The 14,339-nt window shown below is 46.3% G+C and carries 14 protein-coding genes; 10 read left to right on the forward strand and 4 right to left on the reverse strand.

Going from position 1 to position 14,339, the window contains the following annotated elements:
- Positions 1–132: 132 nt before the first annotated feature.
- Both rsmD and JM642_RS19355 read left to right on the forward strand, forming a co-directional pair.
- Entirely contained in the window at positions 133–780 is a 648-nt protein-coding gene (rsmD, locus tag JM642_RS19350; RefSeq protein ID WP_037423633.1) for a 16S rRNA (guanine(966)-N(2))-methyltransferase RsmD, read from the forward strand.
- 1 nt (position 781) lies between these two features.
- On the forward strand, positions 782–1,054 hold the full coding sequence (locus tag JM642_RS19355) for a DUF1145 domain-containing protein (protein ID WP_011718692.1): 273 nt from the start codon (positions 782–784) through the stop codon (positions 1,052–1,054).
- On the opposite strand, the gene JM642_RS19360 is transcribed toward JM642_RS19355, so the two are convergent.
- On the reverse strand, positions 1,011–2,012 hold the full coding sequence (locus JM642_RS19360) for a helix-turn-helix domain-containing protein (protein WP_239000521.1): 1,002 nt from the start codon (positions 2,010–2,012) through the stop codon (positions 1,011–1,013). The two genes, JM642_RS19355 and JM642_RS19360, sit on opposite strands and share 44 nt — an antisense overlap.
- A 96-nt stretch (positions 2,013–2,108) precedes the next feature.
- Between JM642_RS19360 and JM642_RS19365 the strand changes: the two genes are divergently transcribed.
- Entirely contained in the window at positions 2,109–2,645 is a 537-nt protein-coding gene (locus tag JM642_RS19365) for a cysteine hydrolase family protein (protein WP_203432391.1), read from the forward strand.
- 69 nt (positions 2,646–2,714) lie between these two features.
- On the opposite strand, the gene cymA is transcribed toward JM642_RS19365, so the two are convergent.
- A complete protein-coding gene (gene cymA / locus JM642_RS19370) occupies positions 2,715–3,278 on the reverse strand; it encodes a NapC/NirT family cytochrome c CymA (RefSeq protein ID WP_037423641.1) in 564 nt (187 codons plus the stop codon).
- Between the two features lie 410 nt (positions 3,279–3,688).
- Between cymA and JM642_RS19375 the strand changes: the two genes are divergently transcribed.
- From JM642_RS19375 to JM642_RS19400, 6 genes are all read left to right on the forward strand, one after another.
- Entirely contained in the window at positions 3,689–4,051 is a 363-nt protein-coding gene (locus tag JM642_RS19375; protein ID WP_047537921.1) for a hypothetical protein, read from the forward strand.
- A 90-nt stretch (positions 4,052–4,141) separates the two neighbouring features.
- The gene (locus JM642_RS19380) at positions 4,142–4,597 is read left to right on the forward strand and encodes a DUF2057 family protein (RefSeq protein ID WP_069453986.1); all 456 of its coding nucleotides are present in this window, start codon (positions 4,142–4,144) and stop codon (positions 4,595–4,597) included.
- Positions 4,598–4,704: 107 nt separating this feature from the next.
- The gene (locus JM642_RS19385) at positions 4,705–5,145 is read left to right on the forward strand and encodes a hypothetical protein (protein ID WP_037426621.1); all 441 of its coding nucleotides are present in this window, start codon (positions 4,705–4,707) and stop codon (positions 5,143–5,145) included.
- A gap of 216 nt (positions 5,146–5,361) precedes the next feature.
- On the forward strand, positions 5,362–5,622 hold the full coding sequence (locus JM642_RS19390; protein WP_037423654.1) for a heavy metal-binding domain-containing protein: 261 nt from the start codon (positions 5,362–5,364) through the stop codon (positions 5,620–5,622).
- 21 nt (positions 5,623–5,643) lie between these two features.
- Positions 5,644–7,134, forward strand: a complete 1,491-nt coding sequence (locus JM642_RS19395; RefSeq protein WP_203432392.1) for an efflux RND transporter periplasmic adaptor subunit — start codon at positions 5,644–5,646, stop codon at positions 7,132–7,134.
- A gap of 9 nt (positions 7,135–7,143) precedes the next feature.
- Positions 7,144–10,287 (forward strand): CusA/CzcA family heavy metal efflux RND transporter, encoded by a 3,144-nt coding sequence (locus JM642_RS19400; protein ID WP_037423668.1) that lies wholly within the window; start codon positions 7,144–7,146, stop codon positions 10,285–10,287.
- Between the two features lie 72 nt (positions 10,288–10,359).
- Here the strand turns inward: JM642_RS19400 and JM642_RS19405 are convergent, their stop codons facing one another.
- On the reverse strand, positions 10,360–11,934 hold the full coding sequence (locus JM642_RS19405; RefSeq protein WP_203432393.1) for a hypothetical protein: 1,575 nt from the start codon (positions 11,932–11,934) through the stop codon (positions 10,360–10,362).
- A 194-nt stretch (positions 11,935–12,128) separates the two neighbouring features.
- Here JM642_RS19405 and JM642_RS19410 point away from each other — a divergent pair, with 194 nt between their 5' ends.
- Positions 12,129–13,298 (forward strand): ribonuclease T2, encoded by a 1,170-nt coding sequence (locus JM642_RS19410; RefSeq protein ID WP_203432394.1) that lies wholly within the window; start codon positions 12,129–12,131, stop codon positions 13,296–13,298.
- A 233-nt stretch (positions 13,299–13,531) separates the two neighbouring features.
- Here JM642_RS19410 and JM642_RS19415 read toward each other — a convergent pair whose 3' ends face one another.
- Entirely contained in the window at positions 13,532–14,314 is a 783-nt protein-coding gene (locus JM642_RS19415; protein ID WP_144345304.1) for a VOC family protein, read from the reverse strand.
- Positions 14,315–14,339: the final 25 nt, after the last annotated feature.

Raw genomic sequence — 14,339 nt, forward strand, 5'->3', positions numbered from 1 at the left:
CAAAAAGTCGGCAATTAGTTCTGCTCTATCAGCCTTCTCACCTTTTACTAGGAGTTTGATATAAAATAGTGGCCTTTATTAAGGTGGCATAGTCTACCACTTTCTTTCTTCAGGCAAAATCACGGGGGCACTTTGGCTAATAATCGTGCAAACAACAAGCAAGTGACCAAGAGTCAAACGGCCAACAAGAAAGCCGGTAGTGGCCAAGTGCGGATCATTGCCGGGCAATGGCGTTCGCGCAAACTGCCCATCCATGATTTAGACGGCCTGCGGCCGACCACAGATAGAGTCCGCGAAACCCTATTTAACTGGCTTGCCAATGATATTGCCCACGCAAGGGTGCTCGACTGCTTCGGAGGCAGCGGCGCCTTGGCGCTTGAGTCTCTCTCGCGCTACGCCAGTTACGCCAAGATTATCGAGTTGCAACGTCCTGCCGCCATGCAACTTAAAGCGAATCTCAATACCCTCAAATGCGACAATGCCGAGGTACTCAACGCCGATACTCTAGTCGTGCTGCAAAATGGCTGCGAGCAAGGGTTTGACGTGGTGTTTATCGATCCGCCTTTCCGCAAAGGCTTAGCAGAAAAAACCATTCAACTGTTGGACAGCCAAGGTTGGCTTAATGATGGTGCGCTCATTTATGTGGAGGTTGAGTCGGAATTAACTCAAATGGCAGTCCCTGCGACTTGGCAACCACTCAAAGACAAAACCGCAGGGCAAGTTAGCTATCGCTTATATCAATACCAAGCCGAAGATACTCCGGCTGACACCGAGGAATAGCATGTCGTTTCTGATCAATATGGGCAAAGCCATTACCTTAATCGCGTGGCTGATGATGGCTTATAACCTTGTTATGCCTTTTGCTGGCAATATCGGCATTATTCTCAATATCTTGCTCGGCATTACTTGCTTGATGCATTGCTTCCAGGTTGCCATCTTCCATATGCTGTTTAAAAATCTGCTGACGCTGCGCAAACAAGATTATCTGCAAGTGTTTATCTTCGGCGTATTTAGTTTATTGAGCTATCGTCGACAGGTGTTAGCGCAGGCGTAAGCGCACTAAACCTTTGTCGAAAGGCACTCGGGGTTAGGCCGGTAATACGAGTAAACGCTTTGCGACAGGCGCTCACATCCTCATAGCCAACTTGGTGCGCTATGGTCTCGAAACTCAGTAGACTATTTTCGAGTAAGTCGCAGGCCTTTTGGATCCTGAGTTTTTGTAGGTATTCATTAGGCTTATGCCCTGTCGCTTTCACAAAACGTCGCAAAAAAGTTCGCTCGCCCATACAGCACTGCTGCGCCAAAACCGCAACACTCATCGGCTCACCATAGTCGGTTTGTAGGCGATTTTGCAGATTCAAGATCACAGCATCCCCATGATCTCGTTTAGGTAAAAACTGTTGGTAATAACGCTGTTCACGCCCACCAGTGTCGATAACAAGGTACTTACCCAGTTGGCGCATGACTTTCACATGGCAAAACTGCGCGACTAACTCTAGCCCCAAGTCGAGCCACGACATCATGCCAGCAGCCGTGATGATATCGCCCTCGTTAACCATGATTTTTTCGATCTCGAGTTTCACTTGTGGATATTGGGTTTCAAACGTTTCCACTAATCCCCAATGGGTTGTCGCCTTGCGGCCATTGAGTAAACCCGCTGCGGCCAGCACAAATGCTCCCGCACAGGCGGAGCAGAGGATAGCTCCTCGGGCATGTTGCTGCTGTAACCATAATCGCAATGAAGGCGCTGCATTGAAGTAAAGCTCAGTCTCGATGCTCGGCGGGATAATCACTAATTGATAGCACTCTTCGAGATTCATCTCCTCTAGGGATAACCGAGTCACTGCAAAACTGCTTGAGCTTAGGGATTTATTTTCGTCAGCTAACATCAGCTTGTTAGCCACCAGCAACATCTCTTCTAAGCCAAATACGGCTGAAGTTAAGCAACCGGGTATGGCTAATATCGCCACTTTTAATGGGGATGACTCGGCAAAATTTGTCAATTTAAGCACCATAGATGTCATTTCTGCCACTCTTAATGGTAATGAATCTACTGCAAACTCTCCTTCGAAGACATCTTTTGCAAGAGAAACGAACAGGAGAAAAATATGTCGAGCTTAAACCAGATCCCAGTGAACAGCGCCTTAGTGATTATTGATGTGCAAAATGACTACTTTCCCCATGGGGCTTACCCACAATGGCAAGTCGATGAGGCATTAGCGCGCACCTTACACTCAGTGCAATGTGCCCAGCAACAGGCAATACCGATTATTCTCGTGCAGCATATCGCCGATACTGCTCAGGATGACGCCCCCTTTTTTAACCCACACACTCAAGGAGTTGAAATCCATCCAGCGCTTTTAGCTGAGCTACCCAATGCCCCAATTGTGGTAAAACAATTTGCCGACAGTTTCGATGGCACAGAGCTAGCCAACTTACTCCAAGATATGCAAATCAAGCATTTACTCTTATGCGGTATCATGACTCAAAACTGCGTGACCCATACAGCGCTATCACCCGCGGCACAAGCCTATTCAGTGCAAGTGATTGCCGATGCCTGCACAGCTCCCACGCAAATGGTGCATCAAATTTCGCTAAGCGCCTTGTCCCGCAGAGTGGCATTAATCAATAGCCAAGACTTATAAGACGAGAAAGCAAAAAACCCTCGAAAGAGGGCTTTTTATTTGAATATCAAGCTATTGAAGCGCTAAACCTTATCCTTTTGGATAGGGGTGAGCAACACCTTTGTGGCAGTCCACGCAGGTCTTTCTTGCTTCAGGATCTTTCTTGAAGTTGTTGGTGTGCATTCTCACAGCCATTGGCTTCATTGTTTCAGGTTGATTTTCATAAATACGAGTATGGCAGTGTTGACAGTTAGCAGAGTCATTACCACGGAAGTAAGCTAAAGCTTTGTCAGCTTGCTCTTTGCGGTTTTCGTCTAGCCAAGCTTGAGTGTTAAAGCCATCGATAGTTAAGAAACCGTATAAGTCCTTAGATACGATGATTTTCTTGATCAAGTAATCCACTGGAGCATGTGGTAAGTGGCAGTCTTGACATTGTACGGTCACACCAGCACGGCCACCGCCATGGGCAGAAGCTAACACTTCATTTTTCAATGAGTGGTTGCTATGGCAGCTCATACAGAATGCGTCTTCACTCGTCGCATGTAAGGTTTGTTGGGTTGCAAAGTAGCCCACAACACCAATAACGATACCAACAACCAGTAGCGCTAGGATGGAATATTTCGCGCTGGGTTTAAATAGTGCACGCCAGTTCATCACTCTATCTCCGAAAATATGGTCAAAATTAGTTTTTATAAGACTATTTTATATTTTTTCATTTATTAGAAATTTGATTTCAAGCCTAAAATGCCGATTAATGTAAACTTAAAAGCGCAAAATGAGACTTAGCTCTAACTCTGAATAATACGACTCGCTAAAACCAGCTTAGCAGAGCATTAGGGTACTTCAACTCTCACTAATACATTCATCATTATGCTAAGCGACAAATGATTAAGTACTACCTTAAGAAGCTAAGGCAATGAAATCATTTTTAGAATACAAAAATGTGATCAAGACGACATTTAACCTTTGCTATAAAAGCCTGACGCCTAAAACTAAACTCAAAATGAAACTTTTTATGCAATTTGTTGGTCTTTAAGGATAGGTACATTGGCAACGGTTTTTTTATGGCTAAGTTTTGGATCACCATAGCACTGTTATTTTCACTTATCGCTCAGTCGGCGATGGTGAATGCTATGCCAACTTCAGCGATGAATGACTTTCACGATATATCCAGCATGCAAATGGTTGATGGCAAAATAAATTGCACTATGCCCGATTGTCCCCCAGACGAATGCATGTTGCATTGCCAAGACTCTCTTACCAACCATTGCAAAACTCATTGCGTTGCACAGCTTTATCTCTCAACATCACAACCACAACTCGCGTTGATGAGTCATGCTAGTAATCGTATTACGAACAAAAGCTGGGCGATTCAAACCGCCGACCTTGGGTTGACCACACCACCACCCAACTCCGATTTGCTGTAACCGATCTTAATCATTAAATCGATTCAATCGCTCGCGAAGCTGCCACCACGATTTGGCGCTCACGCGAACACGCAAATTTTGGAGTTTATTATGAAAACGACCTTATTTAGTAAAATTTTCGTTGGCGTTACATTCATCATCAGTACTATTGCTATCAGCATGACGGCGAGTGCTGCGACCTTGAAAGGCACTGATACACTCAATGTGGTCAGCATTAATGGCCAAGCTACTAAATCCTTTAAACCAGTACAACTATCTGAAGGTAAAGTGCTAATTGAAGTAAAATATCAAGATCTATTCAGTTATCGCGCCGATGACAGTGGCACTTGGGTGAAGTCTGAGCCTCTATTCTTTACCCTGGATGTTGCACCGCAGTCGAATTACCAGATCAGCACTCCAACATTAACTAGCGAGGCTGATGCCAAACGTTTTATCAATAACCCTCGTATACAGCTCAGTGTAGATGGTGCCACACCACTGCCACTCGTCTTGCAAAATCACAGTCAGTTAATGGCAGAGATCTTGCGAAATCAAGTCGCTAGATAATCCAACCTTAGGAGCGATGAGCTGAGGCATTAACTAAAATGTGAGTTAACGCATTGCAGCATAATGCCTCTGTGCTAGAATCCAAGCGTTCATTATCTGGAATTATTATGCATCAAACACTTAGTCGTTATTTATTAGTCATATTCACTTTACTCGCATTGGTCGGGCAAGGTGTTGTGTCTAATGGACACGCTATGGTGATGCGCTCAATGGAAATGGGCGCTATGGTTCATAGCCTTTCCAACCAAGGAATGGATCACGCGGCAATGATGCAAATGAACACCGAGCACCACGCTGACGCCAGTGCAATGGCCAATACAAATTGCTGTAACGATCAAATGCTTCCCGGCGCAAAACAGCATTGTTGTAATGGCACCACGTCCTGTCTTAACGATTGTGGACATTGCTTGACGATCTCAGTTGCTGGCACGCTTTTCAGTCCACAACTTTGGCCAAGTGTGAGTCTGAGTGATACCCCAATGGCCACTCCTATGCCTCATTTCCACTCTATCTCTTTATCGTCGGCCTTCAAGCCACCGATAGCCTAGTCCTAGCCTCATTGTGCCCTTTTTTCAGGGCGAACCAAGCTAACTATTTATTTTGCCGTTTATTGTGGTGCCCTCTTATCAAGCACCCAGAGTAAAGCTAAAACGTTGACTGTGCGCGATGCTACCCATGGCATTAGTTTTGAGTATGCACTCAAGAAATAAGCTCAATCACGTTTTATGCACTCATATTCGGCCCTAAAACCCGATGGAGTGAATATGAAAACCTTAACTAATCTTGCCTTAGTTGCATTTTTAATGACCAGCACCAGTGTGTTTGCTACAGCAACACCCCATGAGCATCACCACAACAATGCCGCGCCACAGGAACAAGCTGTAGCCTATGTTTGCCCAATGCATCCCGAAGTTACAGGTAACAAAGACGATACTTGCCCTAAATGTGGCATGAATTTAGAGCCTAAAGCGACGACAGAAAAAATGGCTGACGGTGCAATGCACAAAGATCACGCGCACCACTAAGCTAGGCTGGAGATGAGGCATATGAACCAATTTTACAAAGTAAAAAAACCGTGCACTAAGGCTGTGTTGATACTCAGTAGCCTTCTGCTGGGCACACCTTGGTTAACCCAGGCTCAGCTTGCTGATCCTGCGGCTCAATCAGAGGCGGGGCATCAGCATAACAGCAATAGCGCCAATCAAGTCAAAACATATACTTGCCCTATGCACCCTGAAGTAGAAAGCCATGAACCCGGCCGCTGCCCTAAGTGCAATATGTTCCTCGTTGAGAAGGAAGAAACAAGCAATACTGCACAACATGACGAACATCAAGCACATACACAAAACGCCAACGCGGCTCAAGTGTTTGATACTCCAACGCCTAAAGCCAATAACTTAGTCAAAAATCAAAATTCTGGCGCAACGATTAAGTATGTGTGCCCAATGCATGCCCACATCATTAGTGATTTTCCAGGTACTTGCCCTATTTGTGGGATGAATTTAGAGAAGGTCGAAACAGGCGGTAATACGCAGGAAATTAACATTAATGTCTCTGGCGGTATGCAACAAGCACTTGCCCTTAAAGTCGCCAACGTTGAGCGCGATACCCTATGGAAGTTTGTCGAAACCGTGGGTCAAATAGACTATGACGAGAGCCAGATCAGCCATATTCATGCCCGCGTTACTGGCTGGGTTGAAAAGCTAATGGTTAAATCCATGGGGGATACCGTCAAAAAGGGGCAGCTACTTTATGAGATCTACTCACCCGATTTAGTCAATGCTCAGGATGATTATCTGCTCGCCTTAGATACAGCGAAAACCTCCGATAGCCAAAGATACCAAGATCTGGTTCGCAGGGCAGGCTTAAGGCTGTCGTTCTTAGGGTTTAACGAACAACAAATCAAACAATTAGCCAGCTCACGCCAAACCCAATATCGAGTACCGTTTTACGCACAACAGGAAGGTGTTGTCGAAACACTCTCCATCCGTGACGGTATGTATATTGAGCCTTCTACTGAAGTCATGTCATTGGTCGATCTTTCTAAGGTATGGGTCATCGCCGATGTGTTTGAAAATGAACAAAGCTGGATTAGGGTTGGGCAAAAAGCCGAAGTCTCTGTGCCCGCGATGAATATCAACGGTATAGAAGGCACGGTTGACTATATCTATCCCGAGCTAGACCCTGTTACCCGTAGTTTGAGAGTGCGCGTGGTACTGAATAATACCGATGTCTCTTTAAGACCCAAGACACTCGCTAAGGTTTCGCTCTTTGGCGGCCCAAATAAGGATGTACTCGTGATCCCACAGGAAGCGCTCATCCAAACGGGTAAAGAAAATCGCGTAATAGTCAAACAAGCCGATGACAGCTTTATCGCAAAAGCTGTCACTGTAGGCATGATGAGCCAAGGCAAAGCCGAGATAGTCTCGGGCCTAAGCGAAGGTGAACGTGTCGTCACCTCAGGGCAATTCCTGCTCGACTCCGAGGCCAGCCTCAAGGGCAGCCTGATGCGTTTAAGCAGCGGTCATCAGCACTAGGAGCGCATTATGTTGAAATATATTATCGAGTCCTCGATCAGACAAAGACTTATGGTGTTAATTATCGCCATCATGGTTACTGTCTGGGGCGTGCAGGAGTTGCGTAAAACGCCGCTCGATGCCCTGCCGGATTTGTCCGATGTGCAGGTGATCATTAAGACCCCTTATCCAGGGCAAGCACCAAAACTGGTTGAAGAACAGGTGACCTACCCATTATCGACCGCCATGCTAGCCGTACCCGGTGCAAAAACCGTGCGGGGTTTCTCGATGTTTGGTGACTCTTATGTGTATGTGATCTTCGAAGATGGCACCGACATCTATTGGGCGCGTTCACGGGTGTTGGAGTATTTAAGCCAGATCAGCAGTCGCTTACCTCAAGGGGTACAACCCTCACTCGGCCCTGATGCCTCAGGTGTGGGCTGGGTGTTTGAGTACGCACTGGTCGATCGCTCCGGCAACTTAGATCTCTCGCAACTTAAAAGCCTACAGGATTGGTATCTCAAACTCGAGTTGCAAAGCGTCGCAGGCGTATCTGAAGTTGCCACGGTAGGCGGTATGGAGCAGACCTATCAGATCGTGCTCGAGCCAGACAATATGGCGATCTATAAACTCGATATCGCCACCGTCAAAGAGGCGATAGAAAGAGCCAATAGCGAAGCTGGTGGTTCAGTGGTCGAAATGGCCGAAGCCGAATATATGGTGCGCGCCAAGGGTTATCGTCAAACATTAGCTGATTTTCGTGAAATCCCATTAGGGATTACTAGCCCTTCCGGAACAGCTTTACTACTCAAAGATGTCGCTACCGTGCGCAAAGGCCCCGCTGCTCGCCGCGGTATTGCCGAGCTTGATGGCGAAGGCGAAGTCGTGGGCGGCATTGTGGTGATGCGGTACGGTGAAAACGCGCTTTCCACTATCGATGCGGTTAAAGCTAAACTGGAAGAGTTAAAAACAGGTCTGCCTGAAGGGGTGGAAATCATTCCAACCTATGACCGCTCTCAATTAATTCAAAAGTCTGTCGACAACCTATTCAGCAAAGTCATTGAAGAAATGTTGGTAGTGGGCTTGGTTTGCCTATTATTTTTACTGCATGCACGCTCAACGTTGGTCGCGGTGATTACTTTACCGCTGTCGATTCTTATTGCCTTTATTGTGATGAATAAAATGGGGGTGAATGCCAATATTATGAGTCTTGGTGGCATCGCTATTGCCATCGGTGCCGTAGTGGATGGTGCGATCGTCATGATCGAAAACCTGCACAAACATTTAGAGCACTTTAAAACCGAACATCAACGCGAACCGTCGGTTAAAGAACACTGGGAAATTGTTAGCGCAGCTTCTATCGAAGTGGGCCCTGCACTGTTTTTCTCACTGATTATTATCACCTTAAGTTTTGTACCCGTATTTGCGCTAGAAGCGCAGGAAGGACGCTTATTTGCGCCACTGGCTTACACTAAAACCTTTGCCATGGCGGCAGCGGCATTATTATCCATTACGCTAGTGCCAATTCTGATGGGTTACTTTATTCGTGGAAAAATTCCTAGCGAGCGCAGTAATCCCATCAGCCGAGTGCTAATTGCCCTGTATCAACCGTCGTTGAAACTGGTGCTGAAGTTTCCAAAAGTAACCCTACTAATTGCTTTAATGGCACTGGCCAGTGCTTGGTATCCCATGACACGTATGGGCAGTGAGTTTATGCCTGCGCTCGAAGAAGGCGATTTACTCTATATGCCAACGGCATTGCCAGGCATTAGCGCCAGCAAAGCCGCCGAAGTGCTACAACAGACGGATCGTTTGATTAAAACCGTCCCTGAAGTCGCTCGCGTATTTGGTAAGGTGGGGCGGGCCGAAACGGCGACAGATCCTGCGCCACTCACCATGCTCGAAACCACAATCATGCTAAAACCCCACAACGAATGGCGTGAAGGCATGACCTTAGATGGCATCATTAATCAGTTACAGCAGACGGTAAAAGTGCCTGGCCTCACAAACGCTTGGGTACAACCGATTAAGACACGTATCGATATGCTATCAACGGGCATTAAAACCCCCGTAGGCATTAAAATTACCGGTGCAGATGTCAATGAGCTGCAAGCCCTAGGCACCAAAATTGAGGCTATCTTAAGCAAGGTCCCACACACTAAATCGGCCTATGCAGAACGGAGTGGTGGTGGACGCTACATCGATATCACGCCAAAACTGGATGTTGCCGCTCGTTATGGTATGTCATTACAAGATATTCAGGATGTAGTGCGTTACGCCATCGGTGGTATGGATATTGGCGAGTCCGTACAAGGTGCTGAGCGTTACCCTATTAACCTGCGCTATCCAAGAGAGCTGCGTGACAATATCGAGAAACTGCGTGAATTACCTGTGATCACTAAATCGGGAAATTACTTACCACTTCGCAATTTAGCCGATATCGAAATCACCGATGGTGCACCAATGCTCACCAGCGAAAACGGGCGCTTAATCTCTTGGGTATTTATCGATATTGAGGGCACTTCTATTGGGGAATACATTAACACCGCGAAGCAAGCTTTAAATGCCGAACTCAAAATGCCGCCCCGTTATAGCTACAGCTTTGCGGGCCAGTACGAGTATATGCAACGGGTCGATGCCAAACTAAAGCAAGTCATCCCAATGGCATTAGGAGTCATCTTTATCCTACTGATGATGACCTTTGGCTCTACCATGCAAGCGAGCATGATCATGCTGAGTCTACCCTTTGCCTTAGTCGGCAGCACTTGGCTATTGTATCTACTGGATTACAACATCTCTGTTGCCGTCGCTGTTGGTATGATTGCCCTTGCTGGGGTAGCAGCAGAATTTGGGGTGATTATGTTGGTCTATTTAAATAACGCCATCAAACATCGACAGGAGAAAAACCTTTACCACAGCGTTGAAGACTTAAAAGAAGCCTTGATAGAAGGTGCGGTCATGCGGATACGTCCTAAAGCGATGACAGTTGCCACCATCTTCTTCGGCCTACTCCCCATTATGTGGGGCGCAGGTTCGGGTAACGATGTGATGCAAAAAATCGCCGCCCCAATGGTCGGCGGAATGGTAACAGCACCAATACTGTCGTTGTTTGTACTGCCGGCACTGTATCTTCTCATTTACTCGCGTAAATTAAAGCAAGACGCAGTTCACTGATAGTACAGGCATAAAAAATCCCCCAAACCATAATAGTCTGGGGGATTTTTATTCAACCGCATTTAAAAGGGCTTATTGAACCGTGTTAACAAACACAGGGTTAGAATAGAACCACAGGTCGTTATAGTTACGATCATTAATCTTGTTATACCAAGACTGTACCGATTCACCTTCCGCTTGATTAATCACAGCTGACTTCAAAGGATTACCTCTTTCCGTCAGATTAGCTTGGTTATAATCTAAATTAGTCCCACGCAGACGGAAATATTGATGCCGATCCGCGATAAAACTGTAACTCATACTGTAGTAGCCATCGGCATCTTTATGCCAGTCGGCACGAGTAAAGGTTTTAACGACTAAGGTTGAATCGTTTGTTTCTTTTCTGTAAGCCGCGGTCCCAGGCTCAGCACGCTGACCCACGTTACCCGCAATCAAGTCTATGTGGTTTACACCAGGGTTAATTCCAGCATAAATTTCATTACCTATATCGGACTCTTTATTATTCAACGCCGGACTTTTAAAGCGGATAGTGAGTGTTAACTTATCGCCAGGTTTAGCCACTAAAGTTTGTCCCATGGTAACGCTATTCTTATTGCCATTTTCAAGCTTAAAATCCAAGGCATCGATCAAGTCACCAAACACAGAAAAGCTATTGCCCGAGCGTAATCCCTTCAAAAGCGCTGTAGTATCTTTGCCATCGACCCAAGTGTAACTTTTCGCATATTCACCGGGATAATAACTACTAGCGTAGGGAGTACGTGTTTTGAAGTGGATATCCGAGTTACCCATGTTCCAAATTCGACGACCTTCACCCAATAATGCATCCCACCAGCCACCGACCTCAGCAACAACCGGATCGACGCCGCCGTACACTCCACTACTACGCTCACCATAGTCACCACGGTTACCACTGAACTGGCCACCGACAAGACCTTCAACCATAAAGAAAACATTCGGAGCAACATCGTTCAGCTCTCTAACATCTTGAATCGTATAACTGGATAAATAACGACGAGGATGATTCAGCATCCCGTAGCTGCTGTCTGGATAATGAGTCTCTAACCACTTCAAAGCAGCAATAGCATCCTCGTGAGTCTTATTTTGACGGGTATCCCCCGCAGCCGTCCATGCAGCAACATCTTTGGGATCAAAGTTCGTGATATCATTTTTACTGCTAAATCTGTACTCAAAGGTCTTAACCGCAGACAGAACTTTGGCTTCATCACCTAAAATACCAATGTTAAAGTGCTCATGGGTTGGCATATCCCACTCAAAACTTGAATAAGCAATCTTGCCCTCATAGTTAGGCATGTTCTTCTTTAAACCGGGAATTTCATACTGAGTTAACGCATCGTAAAACAGTAACCCACCGACGTCGTTATCATCATTATCTTGACTGTTGTTACGCATATGATTTGATAATGAAACATAGTCTAAACCGAAGTCACCAAAGGCCCATTTCAGAATATCAGACTGGGTTTCACGAGCATCCTGCGAAACCGCAGTGTGAACGTGTAAGTCACCTTTTAGCCAACGCCCACTGGGCTCAATGGGTGTAGGATCAGTCTTATCAGAGTCAGAATTACAACCAGATAGCACTACTAGAGACGATAATAAAACAACATTGAAATTTATGACCTTATGCATGAATAACCTCTTTATATTCAAAAGTTTTAGCAATAAAACCCGAATATAAGTCGAATGCATGACACCCTAATGACACTGATGTTTACGATCCATAAAATAAGCCTCTCAGTTTACAACGCTTATATGTACCATTAACGCAGCGCACCACAGAATTGAATTGACTCGACTCACTGCTGTAGAAAGGATGCCATCACATGACTAAGCCATCTTGTTTAATCATCAGCCAAATATGGCCACAAAGACTTTTCCTTAAAAAAAGATTACATGTTTTACTCGCTTCGTTCAGTTTATGCTCTGCACTAATCATGTCAGCAGCACCCGCATATGCCGCCCCCGCCACAGGGGAATTTGTGGCCAATAAACGCTGTGAGTTGTTTCAGTCTAAAAATAAACAAACCAATCCCGATGATTGGCAGAGCAATATCGGGGAGCGTTATCCCGTTACGGAGATTTTAGGAAACAGCGTCAATCCTGACTGGATTCGCGTCCGCACCAATGCCATCAGTTCACCGTTACGCTGGATTAAAGGTGATTGTGGACAATACAATACCAATGTAGCAGCGGCAGAGACTTATCAGCCAAACTCAACCAAAGAGCCTGCGCAAACCACTACAGCCTCTGATATCAAAGCCATCAATCGTGAAAGCCTAAAAGAACGAGGTACGCCAGAGAAACGCCAAGGCCATGTGTGTCAAATCGAGGATAACTACGACTCCCATGTGCTCGCCTTAAGTTGGCAAAGCACCTTTTGTGAACTCTATGGCGGTCGTAAAGCCGAATGCCGCGCCTTAAGCCAAACCAGTGATGCGCCTCAATGGCAACACTTTAGCCTGCATGGCCTCTGGCCTAATCGCCAGCAATGTGGCACTCGTTACGGCTTTTGCAGCAGCGTAAAACAACAACCGAGTGACTTTTGCGATTATCCTGAAGTACCACTCAATGCCTCTGTGCAAAAGAATCTGGAAGAAGTGATGCCTAGTGCTCGCTACGGCACCTGTTTAGAACGCCATGAATGGTGGAAGCACGGTACCTGTCGTAATCAAGACCCCAATGACTATTTTTTACTGGCGACTCAGCTGACGCAGGAAGTCAATGCCTCGACATGGGTACAACAATTTATCCATGAAAGAATTGGTAAAAAAGTCACACAACAAGAGTTGAATCAAAGCTTTGATACTAGCTTCGGTAAAGGTGCACACACTAAGATCACGCTTGATTGCGCCAAGGGACTCTTAAGCGAAATCCGGATTAATCTTCCACAAGAGATCAAGCTATCAGACTCAATTCCGAGCCTACTTGCTAAAGCACCGAAGGCGAAAAAGACTAACTGCCCAGACCCACTCTCTATCGACAAACCAAACTAACTTAACCTGAACTTGGGGTAACGAGTGTCGAAAAAATCTAAATTTAACAAACCAAAACAATACCATAAGATATTGTTTTTAAAAAACAATTTTTTCTGACTGAATGCGCAGATTTTTGTGCATATCAAGGCGCTCTGTCGTATGCCATAGCGAGCTATGGTTAGACAGAGCAACACAGAGAGGCCCAAAAGATGCCTATTCAGCGGCGCTACTTATCCCTAGCCCAGGTTAACTTATTGGTTTTCATTTTGGGATAGGTGTATTACCGCGAAAGTAGCACCTTGGGCGTCAGCAATCACCGCAAAACGTCCCACATCAGGGATATCGCTTGGCGGCACGCATAGCTGTGCGCCCAGCCCCTGCGCCTTAGCGGCAAAAGCATCACAATCCGCCACCACAAAATAAGGCATCCAATGGGCGGGGATCTCGCCCCATTCCGGCATCATTTTCATCATGCCCCCCATAGACTGGCCGTCAATTTGCCACTCGGTGTAATCGATGCCGGGCACATGACTGGGGAGCGCGGTCCAAGGAAACACTTGAGTGTAAAAACTGGCTTCGGCGCTAGGTTCACGGCAAGCCAGCTCCACCCAACACAGGGTATTTTCTTCACCTTGGCGACGTGAGCCCGAGTGGTTTTTCGCTTGCCACAGGGCAAAGCGTGCTCCTTCGGGATCGCTCACCTGCGCCATCACGCCCGCATCACCCACCACATGCGGCCCCATGTGCAATTGCCCACCCGCAGCCAGGATGGCGGCAACCGTAGCTTCGATATCCTTAACCGCAAAATAGATCCGCCAATGGCTAGGGATCTGTGGTTCCGACTCAGGGATTTGATACATAGCCCCTAAATCGTCCCCCTCCAGATTGAACAGCGAGAAATGACCATTAGGAATTGCCATTTCCACCGCATTCCAACCAAACAGCGCATGGTAAAACCCCTCTGCACCCTGCCAGTCATGGCTCGCCAATTCAACCCAACAGGCCTGTCCCTGTGCGTACTGAGTAATCCTCATTGCAGACTCCAATCAAACAGATAAT

This window comes from Shewanella sp. LZH-2 (genome assembly GCF_016859145.1).
Lineage (GTDB): Bacteria > Pseudomonadota > Gammaproteobacteria > Enterobacterales > Shewanellaceae > Shewanella > Shewanella xiamenensis.

What these genes read in the sequence shown, in the direction of transcription:
- JM642_RS19355 (WP_011718692.1), top strand. Translation starts at nt 782, where the DNA reads ATGTCGTTTCTGATCAATATGGGCAAAGCCATTACCTTAATCGCGTGG.
- JM642_RS19365 (WP_203432391.1), top strand. Translation starts at nt 2,109, where the DNA reads ATGTCGAGCTTAAACCAGATCCCAGTGAACAGCGCCTTAGTGATTATT.
- cymA (WP_037423641.1), bottom strand. Translation starts at nt 3,278, where the DNA reads ATGAACTGGCGTGCACTATTTAAACCCAGCGCGAAATATTCCATCCTA.
- JM642_RS19375 (WP_047537921.1), top strand. Translation starts at nt 3,689, where the DNA reads ATGGCTAAGTTTTGGATCACCATAGCACTGTTATTTTCACTTATCGCT.
- JM642_RS19380 (WP_069453986.1), top strand. Translation starts at nt 4,142, where the DNA reads ATGAAAACGACCTTATTTAGTAAAATTTTCGTTGGCGTTACATTCATC.
- JM642_RS19385 (WP_037426621.1), top strand. Translation starts at nt 4,705, where the DNA reads ATGCATCAAACACTTAGTCGTTATTTATTAGTCATATTCACTTTACTC.
- JM642_RS19390 (WP_037423654.1), top strand. Translation starts at nt 5,362, where the DNA reads ATGAAAACCTTAACTAATCTTGCCTTAGTTGCATTTTTAATGACCAGC.
- JM642_RS19395 (WP_203432392.1), top strand. Translation starts at nt 5,644, where the DNA reads ATGAACCAATTTTACAAAGTAAAAAAACCGTGCACTAAGGCTGTGTTG.
- JM642_RS19400 (WP_037423668.1), top strand. Translation starts at nt 7,144, where the DNA reads ATGTTGAAATATATTATCGAGTCCTCGATCAGACAAAGACTTATGGTG.
- JM642_RS19405 (WP_203432393.1), bottom strand. Translation starts at nt 11,934, where the DNA reads ATGCATAAGGTCATAAATTTCAATGTTGTTTTATTATCGTCTCTAGTA.
- JM642_RS19410 (WP_203432394.1), top strand. Translation starts at nt 12,129, where the DNA reads ATGACTAAGCCATCTTGTTTAATCATCAGCCAAATATGGCCACAAAGA.
- JM642_RS19415 (WP_144345304.1), bottom strand. Translation starts at nt 14,314, where the DNA reads ATGAGGATTACTCAGTACGCACAGGGACAGGCCTGTTGGGTTGAATTG.